Source organism: Tenacibaculum skagerrakense (assembly GCF_004345825.1).
In the GTDB taxonomy this organism is placed as follows: domain Bacteria; phylum Bacteroidota; class Bacteroidia; order Flavobacteriales; family Flavobacteriaceae; genus Polaribacter; species Polaribacter skagerrakensis.
This window is the reverse complement of sequence record NZ_SLXM01000001.1, coordinates 523,089-541,056: the sequence shown is the minus strand read 5'-3', so window position 1 is coordinate 541,056 and position 17,968 is coordinate 523,089. Positions and strand designations below refer to the sequence as shown.

At 31.5% G+C, this 17,968-nt stretch carries 18 protein-coding genes; 14 read left to right on the top strand and 4 right to left on the bottom strand.

The genetic code is table 11. From position 1 onward, the window contains the following. Window positions 1–97: 97 nt before the first annotated feature. Together EV195_RS02500 and EV195_RS02495 are read left to right on the top strand one after the other, a co-directional pair. A complete protein-coding gene (locus EV195_RS02500) occupies window positions 98–1,189 on the top strand; it encodes a fatty acid desaturase family protein (RefSeq protein ID WP_132792433.1) in 1,092 nt (363 codons plus the stop codon). A gap of 12 nt (window positions 1,190–1,201) precedes the next feature. Further along, entirely contained in the window at window positions 1,202–2,389 is a 1,188-nt protein-coding gene (locus EV195_RS02495; protein WP_207899762.1) for a pyridoxal phosphate-dependent aminotransferase, read from the top strand. Window positions 2,390–2,410: 21 nt separating this feature from the next. Here the strand turns inward: EV195_RS02495 and EV195_RS02490 are convergent, their stop codons facing one another. Next, the gene (locus tag EV195_RS02490; RefSeq protein WP_132792430.1) at window positions 2,411–2,890 is read right to left on the bottom strand and encodes a retropepsin-like aspartic protease; all 480 of its coding nucleotides are present in this window, start codon (window positions 2,888–2,890) and stop codon (window positions 2,411–2,413) included. A 138-nt stretch (window positions 2,891–3,028) separates the two neighbouring features. On the opposite strand from EV195_RS02490, the gene EV195_RS02485 reads away from it, so the two are divergent. Further along, the gene (locus EV195_RS02485) at window positions 3,029–3,793 is read left to right on the top strand and encodes a TatD family hydrolase (protein WP_132792428.1); all 765 of its coding nucleotides are present in this window, start codon (window positions 3,029–3,031) and stop codon (window positions 3,791–3,793) included. A gap of 1 nt (window position 3,794) precedes the next feature. Continuing rightward, entirely contained in the window at window positions 3,795–4,271 is a 477-nt protein-coding gene (locus EV195_RS02480; RefSeq protein ID WP_132793286.1) for a methylated-DNA--[protein]-cysteine S-methyltransferase, read from the top strand. Window positions 4,272–4,327: 56 nt separating this feature from the next. Here the strand turns inward: EV195_RS02480 and EV195_RS02475 are convergent, their stop codons facing one another. Further along, window positions 4,328–4,774 (bottom strand): nucleoside deaminase, encoded by a 447-nt coding sequence (locus EV195_RS02475; RefSeq protein ID WP_132792425.1) that lies wholly within the window; start codon window positions 4,772–4,774, stop codon window positions 4,328–4,330. Continuing rightward, window positions 4,774–5,331 carry an MOSC domain-containing protein gene (locus EV195_RS02470; protein WP_132792422.1) on the bottom strand — a complete coding sequence of 186 codons (558 nt, stop codon included), beginning with the start codon at window positions 5,329–5,331 and terminating at the stop codon, window positions 4,774–4,776. Before EV195_RS02470 ends, EV195_RS02475 begins: the two co-directional genes overlap by 1 nt. A gap of 63 nt (window positions 5,332–5,394) precedes the next feature. Between EV195_RS02470 and EV195_RS02465 the strand changes: the two genes are divergently transcribed. Continuing rightward, window positions 5,395–6,159: a UDP-2,3-diacylglucosamine diphosphatase gene (locus EV195_RS02465; RefSeq protein ID WP_165915671.1), complete on the top strand. Its 765-nt coding sequence runs from the start codon at window positions 5,395–5,397 to the stop codon at window positions 6,157–6,159. A 56-nt stretch (window positions 6,160–6,215) separates the two neighbouring features. Here EV195_RS02465 and EV195_RS02460 read toward each other — a convergent pair whose 3' ends face one another. Next, a complete protein-coding gene (locus tag EV195_RS02460; RefSeq protein WP_132792419.1) occupies window positions 6,216–8,828 on the bottom strand; it encodes a TonB-dependent receptor in 2,613 nt (870 codons plus the stop codon). A gap of 249 nt (window positions 8,829–9,077) precedes the next feature. On the opposite strand from EV195_RS02460, the gene EV195_RS02455 reads away from it, so the two are divergent. The 9 genes from EV195_RS02455 to EV195_RS02415 all read left to right on the top strand — a co-directional run bounded on the left by EV195_RS02455 (window position 9,078) and on the right by EV195_RS02415 (window position 17,939). Further along, window positions 9,078–10,067: an AAA family ATPase gene (locus EV195_RS02455; protein WP_132793282.1), complete on the top strand. Its 990-nt coding sequence runs from the start codon at window positions 9,078–9,080 to the stop codon at window positions 10,065–10,067. 78 nt (window positions 10,068–10,145) lie between these two features. Further along, window positions 10,146–10,475, top strand: a complete 330-nt coding sequence (locus EV195_RS02450; RefSeq protein WP_132792416.1) for a hypothetical protein — start codon at window positions 10,146–10,148, stop codon at window positions 10,473–10,475. 3 nt (window positions 10,476–10,478) lie between these two features. Next, on the top strand, window positions 10,479–11,345 hold the full coding sequence (locus EV195_RS02445) for a DUF58 domain-containing protein (protein WP_132792413.1): 867 nt from the start codon (window positions 10,479–10,481) through the stop codon (window positions 11,343–11,345). Between the two features lies 1 nt (window position 11,346). Continuing rightward, window positions 11,347–12,423, top strand: coding sequence for a hypothetical protein (locus EV195_RS02440; RefSeq protein ID WP_207899761.1), 1,077 nt, complete (start codon window positions 11,347–11,349; stop codon window positions 12,421–12,423). Then, window positions 12,413–13,417: a vWA domain-containing protein gene (locus tag EV195_RS02435; RefSeq protein ID WP_132792410.1), complete on the top strand. Its 1,005-nt coding sequence runs from the start codon at window positions 12,413–12,415 to the stop codon at window positions 13,415–13,417. The genes EV195_RS02440 and EV195_RS02435 overlap by 11 nt, the downstream gene beginning before the upstream one ends. Window positions 13,418–13,460: 43 nt before the next feature. Continuing rightward, window positions 13,461–14,504 (top strand): VWA domain-containing protein, encoded by a 1,044-nt coding sequence (locus EV195_RS02430; protein WP_132792407.1) that lies wholly within the window; start codon window positions 13,461–13,463, stop codon window positions 14,502–14,504. Between the two features lies 1 nt (window position 14,505). Continuing rightward, on the top strand, window positions 14,506–15,327 hold the full coding sequence (locus EV195_RS02425; protein ID WP_132792404.1) for a tetratricopeptide repeat protein: 822 nt from the start codon (window positions 14,506–14,508) through the stop codon (window positions 15,325–15,327). Between the two features lie 90 nt (window positions 15,328–15,417). After that, entirely contained in the window at window positions 15,418–17,178 is a 1,761-nt protein-coding gene (locus EV195_RS02420) for a BatD family protein (RefSeq protein WP_132792402.1), read from the top strand. Next, entirely contained in the window at window positions 17,175–17,939 is a 765-nt protein-coding gene (locus tag EV195_RS02415) for a hypothetical protein (protein ID WP_132792399.1), read from the top strand. The genes EV195_RS02420 and EV195_RS02415 overlap by 4 nt, the downstream gene beginning before the upstream one ends. The last annotated feature ends 29 nt before the right edge of the window (window positions 17,940–17,968 follow it).

Sequence of the window (17,968 nt, the reverse complement as noted above, 5' to 3'; positions counted from 1 at the left end):
TTAAAGATTAAAACAATTTAATAATTATAGTTAAAAACTTACGTTAACAGATAATAATGTAACAAAAACACTTATTTTTACCCCTTTAAATTAGAACATGAATACAATTAAATTCTCCAGAATAGATAAAACAAAGTTCTTTAGAACTTTGAACAAAAGAGTAAACGACTACTTCAAAGAAAACGAAATTAAAAGAACAGGAAATTGGAAGCTGTACTTAAAAGCAATCGTAATGTTTACATTATTTTTAGCTCCATTTGCTGTAATACTTACTGTAAATATGCCAGGTTGGCTTCAATTAATTCTTACTGTAATAATAGGTGTTGGAATGGCTGGTGTTGGAATGAATGTTATGCATGATAGTAACCACGAGTCATTTTCTAGTAAAAAATGGGTAAACAATCTTATGGGAAGTAGTATGTATATCTTAGCAGGAAATGTGTATAACTGGAAAGTGCAACACAATGTATTACACCATACCTATACGAATATTCAAGACCATGATGAAGATATGGATGCTGGTAGAATTATCCGATTCTCAAAACACACTCAGTGGAGACCTTTTCATAAATATCAAAAATATTATTCGCCAATTTTATATGGATTATTAACCATTAACTGGGCTATTACTACAGACTTTAAGCAAATGCACCGTTATTTAAAGAGAAAACTTTCTTATGGTAAGTATCCAAACCCAAAAGTTGAGTGGACTAAATTAATTGTTACTAAAATTGCTTATTACGCAATGTGGTTAGTTTTACCTTTATTGGTTTTAGACATCGCTTGGTGGAAAGTATTAATTGGCTTCTTTGTTATGCATTATACAGCTGGAATTATTTTAAGCTTTGTATTCCAGTTAGCACATATTGTTCCTAAAACAGAAACTCCTTTACCAGATGAAGGTGGAAATATGAAAAATACTTGGGCAATTCATCAGCTATACACTACAGCGAATTTTGCACCAAAAAACTGGTTCATCAACTTTTATACAGGAGGATTAAACCACCAAGTTGAACATCATATTTTTCCACATATTTCTCATATTCATTACAGCAAAATAGCTAAAATAGTAAAGCAAACTGCTAAAGAATTTAATTTACCTTATCACGAATATAAAACAACACGTAGAGCAATATTGGAACATTTAAGACATATTGCTGAACTAGGAAAAAAACCACAACTAGCATAATTAAACACAAAAATGTCTAAAGCATTATCAAACAGAATTAACAGTTTACCTGTTTCACAAACTTTAGCAATGGCTGCTAAAGCAAGAGAGTTAAAAGAGCAAGGAAAAGATATTATTAGCTTGAGCTTAGGAGAACCTGATTTTAACACTCCAGATTTTATTAAAGATGCTGCAATTGAAGCTATCAATCAAAATTACAACTCATATACACCAGTAGATGGTTATGGCGAGTTAAAAGAAGCTATTTGCACCAAATTTAAGCGTGATAATAATTTAGATTACCAACCAAACCAGATTGTTGTTTCTACGGGTGCAAAACAATCTATAGCTAACGTAGCACAGGTTTTATTAAACCCTGGAGATGAAGTATTATTACCAGCTCCTTATTGGGTTAGTTATTCTGCAATAGCTATGTTATGTGAAGCGAAATTTATAGAAATTCCGTCTTCAATTGATAACGATTTTAAGATTACTCCACAACAATTAGAAGAAGCTATTACGCCAAAAACAAAAATGGTATTCTTTAACTCTCCTAACAATCCTAGTGGAAGTATATACAGTGAAGAAGAATACAGAGCATTAGCTGCGGTATTAGAAAAATATCCTCATATTTATATTCTTTCTGATGAAATTTACGAACACATTAATTACGGAGTAAAGCCATTTAGTTTTGCTGCTATTGAAAGTATGTATGATAGAACTATTACTGTAAATGGTTTAGCGAAAGCTTTTGCTATGACAGGATGGAGAATTGGATACATTGGTGCTCCAGATTGGATTGCTAAAGCGTGTACTAAAATGCAAGGACAAATTACCTCAGGGACTAACTGTATCGCGCAGCGTGCAGCTATTACTGCCGTATTAGCTTCTCCTGATAAAGTTCAGTACATGGTAGATGAATTCAGATCTCGAAGAGATATTGTATTAGATTTACTTGGAAAAATTGAAGGCTTTAAATTAAATATTCCTGAAGGAGCTTTTTATATCTTCCCTGATGTTTCAGCTTTCTTTGGAAAAACTATTAAAGGTAAAGAGATTAAAGATGCAAACGACTTTTCTATGTTATTATTAGAAGAAGCTAATGTTGCTACGGTAACAGGAGATGCTTTTGGTGCTCCTGAATGCATTAGAATGTCGTACGCTGCTTCTGAATTACAACTAAGAGAAGCAATCAAAAGAATAAAAGAGGTTTTGAGTTAAAATCTCAAGCTTCTAAAAATTTTAAAAAGGCAACGACAATGTTCGTTGCTTTTTCTTTTTTGATTTCTTTAAGTACAATACTTTTTTATCGTAATCGATAAATGCTTTTCCTTTTTCTAAAACGTCTGCCCCTATAATTCCATCAACCTTTTCGGCATTGTGCTGAGTTAAAGCTGTATTAACATGCATTAAATCAAACAATACCAAATCGCAGCTTTTAAGCTTCCAATCTCCAATTTTTAGATTATTATTAATTGATTTGTACGTTTCCATATCAGTTGCACCTGCACCAGCTGCTTTCACCTCACTTTCTTCAGAAATCAACTTAAATCGTTCTAATAAATCTAAACCAACACAAGAATTAGATGCTCCAGTATCTAAAATAAACGTTCCTTCCACTCCATTAATTTTAGCAGATACTTCTAAATGATTTGTAATCATTTTTCTTAATTTAATTCGAACGTATTTCTTTTTACGTAATACTTTTTTCAAACTTGCCATTTCTTGTACTTTTGCATCCGAAAAGCAAAAATACGTCATTACGAGTTGTCAAACAACGAAGTAATCTTAATTAAAAGCTTACTTTAATTTTTAACGTTTCGCAATGACAAAAACTTTATAATATTCTAATATTTATTAATGATTACAGATACACATACACACTTATATTCTGAACAATTTGACGATGATAGAAATGAAATGATAGCTAGAGCCAAAGAGATTGGAGTTTCTCGCTTTTTTATTCCAGCTATTGACAGTTCGTACACTCAAAGAATGTTTGAATTAGAGAAAGAATATCCAAATGATGTGTATTTAATGATGGGCTTACATCCAACTTCTGTAAAAGAGAATTATAAAGAAGAGTTAGCACATGTAAAAAAATGGATTGATCAGCGTAATTTTTATGCTATTGGCGAAATAGGGATTGATTTATATTGGGACAAAACTTTTCTAAAGCAACAACAAGAAGCTTTTAGAATCCAAATACAATGGGCTAAAGAAAAGCAACTACCAATAGTAATTCATTGTAGAGATGCTTTTGATGAAATCTTTGAAGTCCTAGAACTGGAAAAAGGAGATGATTTAAGAGGCATTTTCCATTGTTTTACAGGAACTCTTGAGCAAGCGAAAAAAGCCATTTCGTATAACATGAAATTAGGAATTGGCGGAGTAGTTACGTTTAAAAATGGAAAAATAGATAAATTTTTGAACGAAATAGATTTAGAGCATATTGTATTAGAAACAGATTCGCCTTATTTAGCGCCAACTCCTTATAGAGGAAAACGAAATGAAAGTAGCTATATAGACCAAGTAGTAGGTAAATTAGTAAACATTTACAATAAAACTTTCCAAGAAATTTCAGAAATTACAACTGAAAATTCAAAAACTGTTTTTGGTGTCTGAAATTCATACCGCTTATTACAAATCACCAATCGGAACTATTGAAGTAAAGGGAAACTCAAAAGAAATTCATTCTATTTATTTTATTGAAGAAGACATCTCGACTACGCTCGAAGTGACATCAGGAGAGATTAAAAAATGTATTCAACAATTAGATGAATACTTTTTAGGAAACCGAAAAGAGTTTGAACTAAATTTGAGCCCGAACGGAACAGAATTCCAAGGAAAAGTTTGGACTGAATTGCTAAAAGTGCCTTTTGGGAAAACTAGAAGCTATTTAGAACAATCTAAAAAACTAGGTGATGTTAAAGCCATTAGAGCAGTAGCTTCAGCAAACGGTAAAAATCCTATCTCAATTATAATTCCATGTCATAGAATCGTCGGTTCTGATGGTTCTTTAACGGGTTATGCAGGTGGAGTTTGGCGAAAAAAATGGTTATTAGAACACGAAAACGGGAACAAACAACAGAGCTTATTCTAAGACCAAAGAAAGAATACAAAAGACCAAAGTAGGACTTTAGACTTTAAACTTTAAAACTAATTCAAATTTCTTTTTTCTATAAAAAAACGTTTCATTAACTGACTACACTCTTCTTCTAAAACTCCAGACACTACTTTTGTCTTTGGATGTAACTTAGTTCCCAAAACTGAATAACCTGATCTAGGTTCGGCAGCTCCATAAACTATCTTTCCAATTTGAGTCCAATAACATGCACCTGCACACATTTGACAAGGTTCTACTGTAACATACAATATACAATCTCTCAAATACTTTCCTCCTAAATAATCTGCCGCAGAGGTAAACGCTTGCATTTCTGCATGTGCAGTTACGTCGTTTAAAAGTTCTGTTAGATTATGAGCTCTAGCAATAATTTGATTTTTAAAAACAATCACAGCTCCTACAGGAACCTCTCCTTTTTTATAAGCTTCTTCTGCTTCCAGAAGTGCTTTCTTCATAAAATAAGTATCATCAAAAGGATTCATTAGGGATTCTTTCTTAGTCTTTTTTCATTATATACTTCTGCAATTGTTGGTTTCGTTTTATCTGTTTTTAACAACTCAAAAACATCTCCCTTTTTAACAAAACCTGTTTGTAAGACTTTAAAATACACACCACTTTTATCAGTATTCCAAAATTGTTTTACAATTTTCATGTCATTAAAACGCACACCCAACTTCATGCATGGTTGCCTTGGTTTTGTAACTTCAATAATAGTTTCTCCTACTTTAAAAGTATCTCCTACATGAAGTTCCGATTCTTCACAATCAGATAGTGTTAAATTCTCACCAAACATTCCTAGTTGCCAATCTAAATCGGGATATAATTCTTTAAAATAATCGTAGTGTTTTTCAGAAAAGGCATATACAGCTTGGTCTATACCTCCATGATGATTTCTATCGCAAATAACATCTTCTTTAACATCTTCAACATCAAGGAAAATAGGATCTTCTACAGGAAACTTAAAAATTCCAGTAGTAACCTTTTTACCTTTCCAATCTATTTCTCTTCGCTTACCTATATTTGTAGCAACTATTTTCATACAAATGCATTTTATACAAAGTTAGCTAAATAAAATAGTTATTTTTACCCAAAATATTTTGATTTGACATCCATTACAATATCAAATAATAAGAAAGTTTATTTTGCTTCAGACCAACATCTAGGGGCTCCTACACAAGAAAAAAGTTTTCCTAGAGAGCAAAAATTTGTTCGTTGGTTAGATGAAATTAAAGAAGATGCAGAAGCTATTTTTTTGCTAGGTGATTTGTTTGATTTTTGGTTTGAATATAAAACCGTCGTTCCAAAAGGTTTTGTAAGAGTTTTAGGAAAGCTTGCAGAAATTAGAGATAATGGAACTCCTATTTATTTTTTTGTTGGAAACCATGATTTATGGATGCGAGATTATTTTGAAAAGGAACTTACTATTCCTGTATTTCATTCGCCACAAGAATTTACAATAAACAACAAACTTTTTCTAATTGGTCATGGAGATGGTTTAGGCCCAAATGACAAAGGATACAAGAGAATGAAGAAAGTATTTACATTCCCATTATTTAAATGGATGTTTCGTTGGTTACATCCTGATTTGGGCGTAAAACTTGGTCAGTATATGTCAGTAAAAAATAAAATGATTTCTGGTGATGAAGATTTTAAGTTTTTAGGAGAAGATAAAGAATGGTTGGTTCAGTATTGTAAACGAAAATTAGAAACAAAGCATTATGATTTCTTCGTTTTTGGACACAGACACCTTCCTTTAGATATACAACTCAATAAAAAAAGTAACTACTTCAATTTAGGGGATTGGATAAATTTCTACACATACGGAATTTTTGATGGTAGCGATTTTTCATTATCAGAATATAAATAAAAAAGGCACTGAACTAACTCAGCACCTTTTAATTAAACAAAAATTGATTAATTCAATTAGAATTTAAAAGTAAGTCCTCCTCTAAAGGTCATACCATTAAATCCAAATTGGTTAACTTCCCAAGGATATCTAAAACGACCTCCTAAATCAGTAACTACATCTCCACGTGTATCAATTTCATCGGGGTAAACATCGAATAAATTATTTACTGTAACATTTAACGAAACTAAGTCTGAAAATTCATACCCGAACGATAAATCAGTAACTACCTTACCTGTAAATGTTTGATCTTTTAAAGGATCTGATGCATGTTGCCAAGTAACCTCTCCAAAAAATGTGTTATTAACAGCCGCATTGAATTTACCTATTTCATAAGTTCCTCCAAATAAGAACTTCGTATTTGGACGCGCACTAATAATTCTAGACTGTTCTTTTCTATTGAAAATATTATTCTTGTAATTAGCTAAGCTAGATGGTGTTTTTACTTCTCCATCTATTTCAGTTTTGTTGATATTTAACGCTAAGTTGAATCCGAATTTACCAGACCATAACTCAATGTTTTTATAACGCATCGTATAATCAAAACCTTGTGTAATTGTATTCACAGCGTTTATAAAGAATTTAATACTTGTAACTTGGTTTGCATCTAAGATTTGTTGTACTGCAGCATTTGGATTACCATTATCATCTGTTCCTCCAATTTCTCCTGTAAATAAAACTCTGTCGTTAACTCTTACATTGTAATAGTCTAACGAAATTGTAAAGTTTCTAGAAGCTTTAATAGTCAATCCTGCTGATATATTTTCAGAAGTTTCAGCAAATAAAGGCTCTACTCCTAAATCTCTAATAACTGGACTAACATTATTAAAAGTACCTTGATTAGAAATAGTTCCTCCTGAAACTAATGTTTGAACATTACTTAAATATACTTGGTGTAAAGATGGTGCTCTAAACCCTGTGCTATACGAACCTCTTAAAACACCTGCTTCTCCAATTTTATATCTTGAGTTTACTTTCCATGTAGTATTGCCTCCAAAATCAGAATAATTTTCATAACGAACTGCACCTCCTATTAAAAAGTCTTCATTTACATCCCAATCTAAAGTACCATAGGCACCAACATTAGTTCTAGTCTCATTTAAAGCATTACTTGGTTGTAATCCCGGAAAAGATTGTGCTCCGCCTCCAAAATAAGAAGCTTCTTCACCAGCTGTAACCTCAAAACGTTCTTGTCTTGCCTCTACTCCAAAACCTACGTTTACATCTTCACCAAACTGTCTATTAACGTCTAAGTTTCCGATAATATTACTAAAACCATAAGCTCCAGCATCAAAAGTTGTAGGACTGTTTGCTCCTAAATCTACGTTAATAGTATTCCCAATTGTATAATCAACTGTATTACCTCCATAAGTAGCACTTAAATCAGCATTGAAGTCACCTAATGTAAACTTTCCTCCTGCTGTAAATAAAATATCTTTAATATCTGTTTCAAATGTTGGTTGGAAACCATCATACGTTTCACCTGGAGGAGTTAATAATCCAAAATCGTCAGTAATCCAATAAGGTGTTCTGTATAGTGCAAAACTCTTACCCATTCTGTAATTGAAACCACCAAAAGCATATAATTTTGTATCATCATTTAAGTCATACTCACCGTTAACGAAAATATCTCCTTTAGTCATTTCTGGTTGACCGATAATCATTCCTAAGTCTGGATTATCTCTTGTCCACTGATTATCTACTCCAAATAAATCATCTCTACCAGGCTCACCTGCTCTATCAGTGTAGTCTTGATGATACCCACTTAAAGTAGCATTTACAAATCCTTTTTCTCCAATAGAAAATGTATGATTTACATCAGCTCCATAATTTAACCCATCACCTTCCTTAGTTACTCCAGAATATGCATTTACCAGTGTGTAATCAATATCTTTCTTTAAAATGATATTAACCACCCCAGCAACTGCATCAGAACCATATTGCGCAGAAGCTCCATCACGTAAAACTTCTACTCTTTCGATAGCCGCTGTAGGAATACTTTTCATATCTGTTCCAACCTCACCTTTTCCTGGTGTGTCGTTTACATATACTAAAGCACTCTGATTTTTACGCTTACCGTTAACTAACACCAACGTTCTACTTGGTCCTAAACCACGTAAATCTGCTGGATCAAAATGAGCTGTAGCATCAGAAACTGTTTGGTTACTTGAATTATACGAAGGCACAGTATACGTTAATGCTTGATCAATACTTGGTTGACCCGTTGCTTGTAATTCACCTAAATCTATGTTATCTATTGGAACTGCTGAATCTAATATAGTTCTTGGCTTTGCTCTGTTACCTGTTAAAACTACTTCTTCTAACAAATCACTTTCTTCCTTTAATACTACATTTACAGTGCTTCCAGAAGAAACATTTTTCTCAACGGTAGAAAATCCTACTGAAGATATCACTATAACTGCTGGACTATTTTTAAGATTCAAAGTGAATTGTCCCAACTCATCAGTTGTTGTTCCATTAGTAGTGCCTTTCTCAATAACGTTTGCATAAGGTATCGGTTCTCCAGAAGAATCTTGAACCTTTCCTTTAACCGATTGAGCAAATGCACAAATCGAAATTAAGTACAAGCCTAAAGCCAATACTTTAGTTAAATAACTAATTTTTACCATTTTATTTTAAAGTTTGAGTTAATGATTATGTAACCAAATTTAAGATTATATATAATAAAAACAATCTTTTTATACATATTTAGTAATGAATAGGTGTTTAAAATGTAAGAATCGATATTTTTTTAAGTTTTATTTTGAATGTTTTTTAATCAAATTTACACGAACCTTTAACCTACTTTTAACAAGAAAAAAATTGTTAATATTGTAGCTTTGTTCACAGAAATTATAACGAATAACATTTTTTTACATATGGATGTAGATGTAAGAGCTATTAATGAAAAAATCGAAGTTGAAAGTGCGTTTGTAGATTTATTGACAAACGAAATGAATAAAGTTATTGTTGGTCAAAAAGACATGATAGAACGACTTTTGATTGGACTTTTAGGTAACGGTCATATTCTATTAGAAGGAGTTCCTGGATTAGCAAAGACTTTAGCGATTAACACATTATCGAAAGCTGTTCAAGGTAGTTTTAGTAGAGTTCAGTTTACACCAGATCTTCTTCCTGCTGATGTAGTAGGTACTATGATTTACAATGTAAAAGACAACGACTTTTCAATTAAAAAAGGACCTATTTTTGCCAACTTCGTTTTAGCTGATGAGATTAACCGTGCTCCAGCAAAAGTACAATCTGCTTTACTAGAAGCTATGCAAGAAAGACAAATTACCATTGGTGATGAAACTTTTAAGCTAGACGAACCTTTTTTAGTAATGGCGACTCAAAACCCAGTTGAGCAAGAAGGAACATATCCTTTACCAGAAGCTCAAGTAGATCGTTTTATGTTAAAAACTGTTATTGATTATCCAAAACTGCATGATGAACAACTTATTATGAGACAAAGTTTACATAATAGTTTTGGTAAAGTAAACCCTGTAATTTCTTTAGAACAAATTGTAAAAGCTAGAGAATCTGTTAACGAAGTTTACATGGATGAGAAAATTGAGAAATATATTCTTGATATCATCTTTGCTACTCGTTATCCAGAAAATTACAATCTAAGTAAGTTAAAACCTTTAATTAGCTTCGGGTCATCTCCTCGTGGTAGTATAGCGCTAGCAAAAGCTGCAAAATGTTATGCGTTTATCAAAAGAAGAGGATATGTTATTCCTGAGGATGTTAGAGCTATGGCTCATGATGTATTACGTCACAGAATAGGTATTACCTATGAAGCTGAAGCCGAAAACATGAGTTCAATTGATATTATCAACGCTATCATCAACGAAGTTCAGGTTCCATAACTATAACACCAAACCAACTTAGATTATAATAACTAGCCATTCAACAAGACTAATTAATCCCTTAAAATTTAGCTAGGAATGACTTTTAAATTAACGACGTATAAAACGTTAACAGGTGAAAAACAAATTTTAGAAACAAAAACAAGAAAAAGTACTGAAGCAGTAGTTTATGAAAATAATCAACCAGCTTACTTAGTTGACTGTTTTGATTTACAAACCGAATCAAACGTGCAAATGAACTATTTAGTTCTTTGCCAACAACGAAGCATGAAAAATGTGATTGAGGAAATAGGAGAAAAAAACAATGTGAATTTAACCGTTAAAGAAGCTCCCCTATTTTCTATTAAAAAATCATCAGAAGATAAAGATATAGAATTACCACCTCTACCAATAGAATGGGTAAATTAATATATGGATACCAAAGAGTTACTTAAAAAAGTTCGAAAAATAGAGATTAAGACAAAACGATTGTCTAATCATATATTCGGCGGTGAATATCATTCTACATTTAAAGGACGTGGTATGACTTTTTCCGAAGTTCGTCAATATCAATATGGAGATGATATTAGAGCTATCGACTGGAACGTTACTGCTAGATATAATGAGCCTTATGTTAAGGTTTTTGAAGAAGAACGAGAACTAACCATGATGTTAATGATAGATGTTTCTGGTTCAGAACTTTTTGGTACTTCAACTCAATTTAAAAAAGATACCGTTACGGAGATTGCTGCTACACTAGCGTTTTCTGCAATTCAAAATAACGATAAAGTAGGTCTTATTTTATTCTCTGATCAAATCGAATTGTACATTCCTCCAAAAAAAGGAAAAAGTCATGTATTACGTATCATCAGAGAGTTAATAGAATTTTCTCCTAAAAGTAAACGCACCAACATCAACGAAGCTTTGAAATTTTTATCAAGTGTAATGAAAAAGAAAGCAATTGTGTTTATGCTATCTGATTTTGTAGATGAAAATTACGAGAGAAATTTAAAAATTGTTGGAAATAAACATGATCTAACTGGAATTAGAATTTATGATAAGTTTGATGAAGAAATTCCAAACTTAGGAATGGTTCCAATGCTTGATAATGAGACGCAAGAAGTAAGACTAATTAATACCAGTTCTAAATCCGTTAGAACTAAATACAAAGCAAATGCTTTACGCTTAAAAGATGAATTTCAAACTTCATTTAAGAAAAGTGGACTAGGAACCATTAATGTTCGAGTAGACGAAAGTTATGTAAAAAAACTATTAGGTTACTTTAAAAACAAAGGATAAATTGAAAAAGATTTTACTCTACATAGCATTATTTTATTCAACTTGGAGTATCGCTCAGACTTCTGCTGTAAAAGCTGAAGTTGACACTACTAACATTCGAATAGGAGAACAATTTGAATATAAAATTTCTGTTGACGCCACTGATAATGTTATACTACCAAAGCTTGAATTAAAAGGAATTGAAGTAGTTGACAGTCTTGGTTTAGACACCTTAAAAAGTAAATTAATACAACGTTACATTCTAACTGGATTTGATAGCGGTGCTTATTACATTCCTCAACAACAAGTTTTTATTCGTAATCAAGCGCATTTAACAGATAGTCTTTTAATCAATATTGCTACGGTAAAAATTGATACTACCCAAATTAAAAAGTTTCCAATTAAAGGAATAAAAGGAGAGCCTTATCAATTTGACGATTATAAAAACACTCTTTTTTGGATACTTGCCATTATACTAGTTGTTACTACTGTACTCTATTTTGCTTTAAAACGAAGTGACACTGATGAAATTAAAACTAGAGAACAACTCTTAAATCCATATCAAGAAGCTGTTCGAAATTTAAAGTTACTTGATGAAAAGTTATTATGGCAAAATAATAAAGTTAAGCAGTACTATAGTGAATTAACAGACATTGTTCGTAATTTCATTGAACGTGAATTAAACGTGCCAGCTCTTGAAACTACCACAAGCGGTTTAATAGAAACGCTATCTGATTTTAGTGAAACTAATTTCATCCTAACAGATAAAGACACTATACAAAGCTTACACAAGCTATTACAACAAGCAGATTTGGTGAAATTTGCCAAGTCTAAGCCTTTAGCACACGAAATTGAAGCTGATAGAAACATAGCTAAACACATTGTTGATAATATCAAACCAAATATTGAAGTCGAAGAAAGCGCCGAAATACATCCTGTTGTTATTGTTGAAAAACCTAATGTAAAAAAGCCTTCAATTTTAATACGAATTATTTCGATTATTTTGATCCTTGTTATAACAGCGCTTATAGCTTTCTCTCTATCTAAAGTAATTCCTAAGTCGAACTCATTAAAAACTCCTGTAACCAATGTTCAATAATTTTGAGTTTCATAGTCCAGAGTTTTTATGGCTTTTTGCCTTAATTCCAATAATAGCCCTTTGGTTTTTTTCTAGTAGAAAAAAAGAAAGCACACTATTATCTGTTCCAAGCATTAAAAGTTTTGAAGGAAGTAGTTCAATACTTTCAAAAATGAAACCTTTACTGCATGTTTTAAGATTATTAGCCCTTTCGGCGTTGATAATTGCTTTAGCAAGACCAAGGAATGTTTCTGTAAGTAAAAAGACAAAAACAAATCGTGGAATAGACATAGTTATGGCAATTGATGTCTCTGCTAGTATGCTTGCTAAAGATCTACAACCAAATAGATTAGAGGCTTTAAAAAGAGTAGCTGTAGATTTTGTTAATAGAAGACCTAATGACAGAATTGGTATTGTAGTGTACGCTGGAGAAAGTTTTACACAAACTCCAATTACTAGCGATAAATCTATTGTAAAACGTACCATTTCGGAAATTAAATGGGGACAATTAGAGGGCGGAACTGCCATTGGAATGGGACTTGGCTCTGCTGTTAACAGACTTAAAGAAAGTAAAGCAAAAAGTAAGGTTATTATTTTACTTACAGATGGAGTTAACAATGCCGGATTCGTAGATCCAAAAACGGCTACAGAGTTAGCTAAAGAACTAAATATTAAAGTATACACGATAGGAATAGGAACCAACGGAATGGCTCCATTTCCTTGGGCTAAAGATCCTAGAACTGGTAAATTATCTTTTAGAAATCAACAAGTTGAAATAGATGAAGAGCTATTACGATTTATTGCAAATCAAACTGATGGTCAATATTTCCGTGCTACAGGAAATGCTAAACTAAAAGAGATTTATGATGAAATTGATAAGTTAGAAAAAACAAAAATAGAAGAGTTCAAGTACTATAATTATTCAGAAAAATATCGTTTCTGGGTACTGTTAGCCGGAATCTTTTTAATACTAGAATTTGTTTTACGTAATACTTTATTTAAGAGTTTTATATAGCCAATTAAAGAATTAAAAGATTTAAGCATTAAATAATAAGAAGATGTATAAATTAGAAGAACCAATATATTTTTACTTTTTTGCAATAATTCCAGTAATTGTTGTAATCTTTTTATTGGTTTTATGGTGGAAAAAAAGAACACAAAAAAAGTTTGCTGAATTAGCGTTATTAGAAAAATTAGCACCTAATCTTTCAACATTTAAGTCTGTTTTAAAACTTACTTTTTTACTTCTTGGATTATCTTTTTTAATTATTTCATTGGTAAATCCAAAAATGGGTACCAAACTCCAAACCGTTAAACGAGAAGGTGTGGATATTATCTTTGCTTTAGACGTTTCTAAAAGTATGTTAGCTCAAGACATCGCTCCTGACAGGTTAGAAAAAGCTAAACAAATTATTTCAAAAATTATAGATAAACTTGGTAGCGATCGCATAGGAATAATTATTTATGCAGGTAACGCTTATCCTTTATTACCTATTACAACCGACCATGCTGCTGCAAAAATGTTTTTGCAAAATGCAAATCCTGATATGGTTTCAAGTCAAGGAACAGCAATTAATGAGGCTTTAGATTTAGCAAAAACGTACTACAATAACGAAGAGCAAACTAACAAGTTTTTATTGATTATTTCAGACGGTGAAGATCATCAAGAAGAAACAAAACAAAAAGCGAAAGATATTGCCAATGAAGGCGTAAAAGTTTACACAATTGGTGTTGGAACTGAAAAAGGAGGTCCTATTCCTATTGAATTAAACGGAGGACTTATTGGTTACAAAAAAGACCGAAAAGGAGAAACTGTAATTACTCAAAGAAAACCTGAAATTCTTCAAGGCATTGCCGATGCTGCTGACGGAATTTACATTGATGGGAACAAAACAGAAGAACCAGTTAAAGCTATTGAAAAAATTATAGCTAATGCTCAAAAAAGTGAATTTGAAACCAAACAGTTTTCAGATTATAAAGACCAATTTCAATGGTTCTTAGGCATTGGATTTTTGTTCTTATTTATTGATGTTTTCTTCTTTGAAAGAAAAACAAAGTGGTTAAAGAAAGTAGATTTATTTAATGAAAAGGAGGAAAAGTAGTATGAAAAGAATCATTCAAATAGCAATTTTAATACTTACGAGCTTTGCAACAAATTCGTATGCTCAAATAGATACAATAAAATTAAAAAGAGAAGCACGTTCTTTACTTAGAGAAGGAAATAAATTATACAACAAGCAAAAGTTTGATGAAGCTTCTATTGCTTATAGAAAAGCTCTAGGTAAAAACACCAAATACGACAAAGCAAGTTATAATTACGGAAATGCTTTATACCAAGGAAAAAAATATAAAGAAGCAGTTTCTCAATATGAATTAGCAACTAAAACCGCCAAAACTAAAGTTGAAAAAGCTGAAGCTTACCATAATATTGGTAACGCAATGATGGAGCAAAAACAATATCAGCAAGCCGTTGATGCTTATAAAAATGCCTTAAGAAACAATCCTGGTGATGATGAAACTCGTTATAATCTAGCTGTAGCTCAAAAAGAAGCTAAGAAACAAGAACAGCAGAATAAAGATAACAAGGATAAGGATAAAAAGAATCAACAAGATAAAGATCAGAAGAAAGATCAAGATCAACAAAACAAAGATCAAAACAAAGACAAGAAAGAAGGAGACGACAAAGACGATAAAAAAGACCAAGATCAACAAAACAAAGATCAGAATAAGGACGATAAACAAGATCCTAAAAACGACCAAAACAAGAAAGATAATAAGCAGCAGAAACCTCAACCAGGTAAAATGACTCCTGAGCAAATGAAACAGTTGTTGGAAAGTTTAAATAATGAAGAAAAGAAAACTCAGAAAAAGATGAACGTAAAAAAATCAAAAGGTAGAAAAGTAAAACAAGAAAAAGATTGGTAAGAATTAGCATAATTTTAAGACCAAAATCTTAAAAATCAATTAATTTATCATTCCAAAAAAATAGTATTTTTGTCCGATTTGAATTTACAAATGAAATTAAAGTTTATTACATTTTTCGTGTCTCTCATTACAGTTTCTGTTTTTTCGCAAGAAACTGAATTTGTAGCCAAAGTAAGTAAAAATAAACTTGGGCTTAACCAACGACTTCGTGTTGAGTTTTCTATCAACAAACAAGGAGCTGATAATTTTGCACCACCTAATTTCAAAAACTTTAAAATTGTAGGCGGACCAAGCCACTCCGTGAGTCAATCTTGGATTAATGGGAAAGCTACTTTCTCTCAAAAGTACTCTTACATTATTAAACCTCTTAACAAAGGTGAATTCAACCTACCTTCTGCTAGTATAGAATTTGAAGGTAAAACTTTACAAACCCAACCCGTTAAAATTATTGTAACTGACGAGGTAGAGGTTCCAAAAAACCCTAACGACCCTGATTATATTGCAGAACAAAATATTCACTTAGTTGCAGAGATTTCTAAATCTAGACCTTACGTAGGAGAAGGTATTTATGTAGAATATCGTTTATACTTTAGTAATAATGTTGGTATTTATGACAATGCAGTTACTGAGGCTCCACAATATAATGGGTTCTGGAATCAAGAAATTAAAAGAGATGGATCTCAGGTAAAAACTGCTTTGTATAATGGTGAAGAATATCGTTATGCCGTTTTAAACAAAGCTTTATTAATTCCTACAAAATCAGGAAAACTTACTATTGATCCAATGAAAATGGATATTGTAGTTGCAGTTCCAACAGGTAGAGGTGATTTTTTTGGAAATCCAATTACCAAACAAATTAGAAAAGAGTATGCTTCTGCAAGAAAAGTAGTCAATGTTAAACAACTTCCTTTAGAAGGCAAACCAGAAAGTTTCTCAGGAGCTGTTGGTGAGTTTACTTACGAATTAACTTCTTCTAAGAATGTTTTGAAAGCTAACGAATCTTCTCAAATAAAAGTAGAAGTGAAAGGTGTAGGTAATTTAAAATTGTTTAAATTACCAAAAATTGAAACTCCTAAAGAATTAGAAGTATACCAACCTGAACGAAAAGAAAAGGTAAACATTACAACAGGAGGATTAAGTGGATCTGTTACTGACAACTATACTGTAGTTCCTGCATATAAAGGAAAATATAAAATTCCTAAAACCGAGTTTTCTTACTTTAATCCAAGAGATGAGAAATATCACACCATAGCTACTGATGATATTTTTGTTGATGTTACAGAAGGAAAAGAACTTGTTACAAATACATCAGAAAATCAAGTAGTAAAACAAAATGTAGTTACCACTGGTAAAAACTTTAGATACATTCAAACCTCTACAAGTTTAGCTCCTTTAGTAAAGTCAGATTTTTATAGATCTCCTTTATTTTATGTATTACTATTATTACCAATAGCTTTTATACCTATTGCTATTATAATCAATAAGAAGAAAGAAGAAAGAGATGCGGATATTATTGGAAGCAAACAAAGAAAAGCAGATCGTTTAGCAAGAAAATACCTGTCGGAGTCTAAATCTAGACTTGGTAATAAAGAAGCTTTTTATGAAGCGCTAGAAAGAGCTCTACATAATTACTTAAAAGCAAAACTTCGAGTAGAAACTTCTGATATCAGTAGAGAAAAAATCAGTCAATTATTACAAGAAAAAGGCGTAGAGATTTCTACAATTGATGAATTTATAAGCGTTCTAAAAGATTGTGATTTTGCACGTTATACACCTATTACAAATGTGCAAATGAATCAAGAATACGAAAAGGCAAAACAAGTAATAACCCAAATAGATAAGCAATTATGATAAAAAAAATCGTTTTACTACTTGTGTTTTTTACGTTGAGCAATAGTGCAGCTCAAGATGCTAATCAGCTTTTTGATAAATCAAATACGCTATATAAAAATGCTGATTATAATGAGGCAATTAAACTGTATGAACAAATTGAAGCTTCAGGTGAGGTATCTTCTGAATTGTATTATAACTTAGGAAATAGTTACTATAAAATAAATAAAGTTGGCCCTTCTATTTACAATTATGAAAAAGCGTTGCTTTTAGACCCTTTAAATGAAGATGCACATAACAACTTAATTTTTGCTAAAAGACTTTCTTTAGACAGAATTGAAGAATTACCTAAGTCAACTCTTCAAAAATTTAATAAAAAGTATATTAGTAAATTAAGCTATGACCAATGGGCTACACTAACTGTAGTATTTTCGTTTTTAGCCTCTTGTTTGTTTTTAATGTATTATTTTTCACAAACTCCTTCGTTAAAGAGATTATTTTTTACAACCAGTATTATTAGCGTAATCTTACTCATCTCAACTTTATTAATAACTGTAAATCAATATAAAAAAGCTTCTAACACTATTGAAGCAATTGTATTTGCTACAGAAGTATCCGTAAAAAACGAACCAACTAAAAATGCAGAAGAAGCATTTATTTTGCATGAAGGAACTAAAGTGTTTGTATTGGATGAAGTTGATGATTGGAAGAAAATTAAATTAATTGACGGAAAAATAGGCTGGCTTAAAAGCCAACAGATCAATATTTTAAATCTTTTTTAGTTTTTTTAACAACATCTTCATCTAGTTTT

What these genes read in the sequence shown, in the direction of transcription:
- EV195_RS02435 (WP_132792410.1), top strand. Translation starts at nt 12,413, where the DNA reads ATGTTCAATAATTTTGAGTTTCATAGTCCAGAGTTTTTATGGCTTTTT.
- EV195_RS02455 (WP_132793282.1), top strand. Translation starts at nt 9,078, where the DNA reads ATGGATGTAGATGTAAGAGCTATTAATGAAAAAATCGAAGTTGAAAGT.
- EV195_RS02450 (WP_132792416.1), top strand. Translation starts at nt 10,146, where the DNA reads ATGACTTTTAAATTAACGACGTATAAAACGTTAACAGGTGAAAAACAA.
- EV195_RS02425 (WP_132792404.1), top strand. Translation starts at nt 14,506, where the DNA reads ATGAAAAGAATCATTCAAATAGCAATTTTAATACTTACGAGCTTTGCA.
- EV195_RS02490 (WP_132792430.1), bottom strand. Translation starts at nt 2,890, where the DNA reads ATGGCAAGTTTGAAAAAAGTATTACGTAAAAAGAAATACGTTCGAATT.
- EV195_RS02495 (WP_207899762.1), top strand. Translation starts at nt 1,202, where the DNA reads ATGTCTAAAGCATTATCAAACAGAATTAACAGTTTACCTGTTTCACAA.
- EV195_RS02485 (WP_132792428.1), top strand. Translation starts at nt 3,029, where the DNA reads ATGATTACAGATACACATACACACTTATATTCTGAACAATTTGACGAT.
- EV195_RS02415 (WP_132792399.1), top strand. Translation starts at nt 17,175, where the DNA reads ATGATAAAAAAAATCGTTTTACTACTTGTGTTTTTTACGTTGAGCAAT.
- EV195_RS02470 (WP_132792422.1), bottom strand. Translation starts at nt 5,331, where the DNA reads ATGAAAATAGTTGCTACAAATATAGGTAAGCGAAGAGAAATAGATTGG.
- EV195_RS02420 (WP_132792402.1), top strand. Translation starts at nt 15,418, where the DNA reads ATGAAATTAAAGTTTATTACATTTTTCGTGTCTCTCATTACAGTTTCT.
- EV195_RS02500 (WP_132792433.1), top strand. Translation starts at nt 98, where the DNA reads ATGAATACAATTAAATTCTCCAGAATAGATAAAACAAAGTTCTTTAGA.
- EV195_RS02430 (WP_132792407.1), top strand. Translation starts at nt 13,461, where the DNA reads ATGTATAAATTAGAAGAACCAATATATTTTTACTTTTTTGCAATAATT.
- EV195_RS02460 (WP_132792419.1), bottom strand. Translation starts at nt 8,828, where the DNA reads ATGGTAAAAATTAGTTATTTAACTAAAGTATTGGCTTTAGGCTTGTAC.
- EV195_RS02475 (WP_132792425.1), bottom strand. Translation starts at nt 4,774, where the DNA reads ATGAATCCTTTTGATGATACTTATTTTATGAAGAAAGCACTTCTGGAA.
- EV195_RS02445 (WP_132792413.1), top strand. Translation starts at nt 10,479, where the DNA reads ATGGATACCAAAGAGTTACTTAAAAAAGTTCGAAAAATAGAGATTAAG.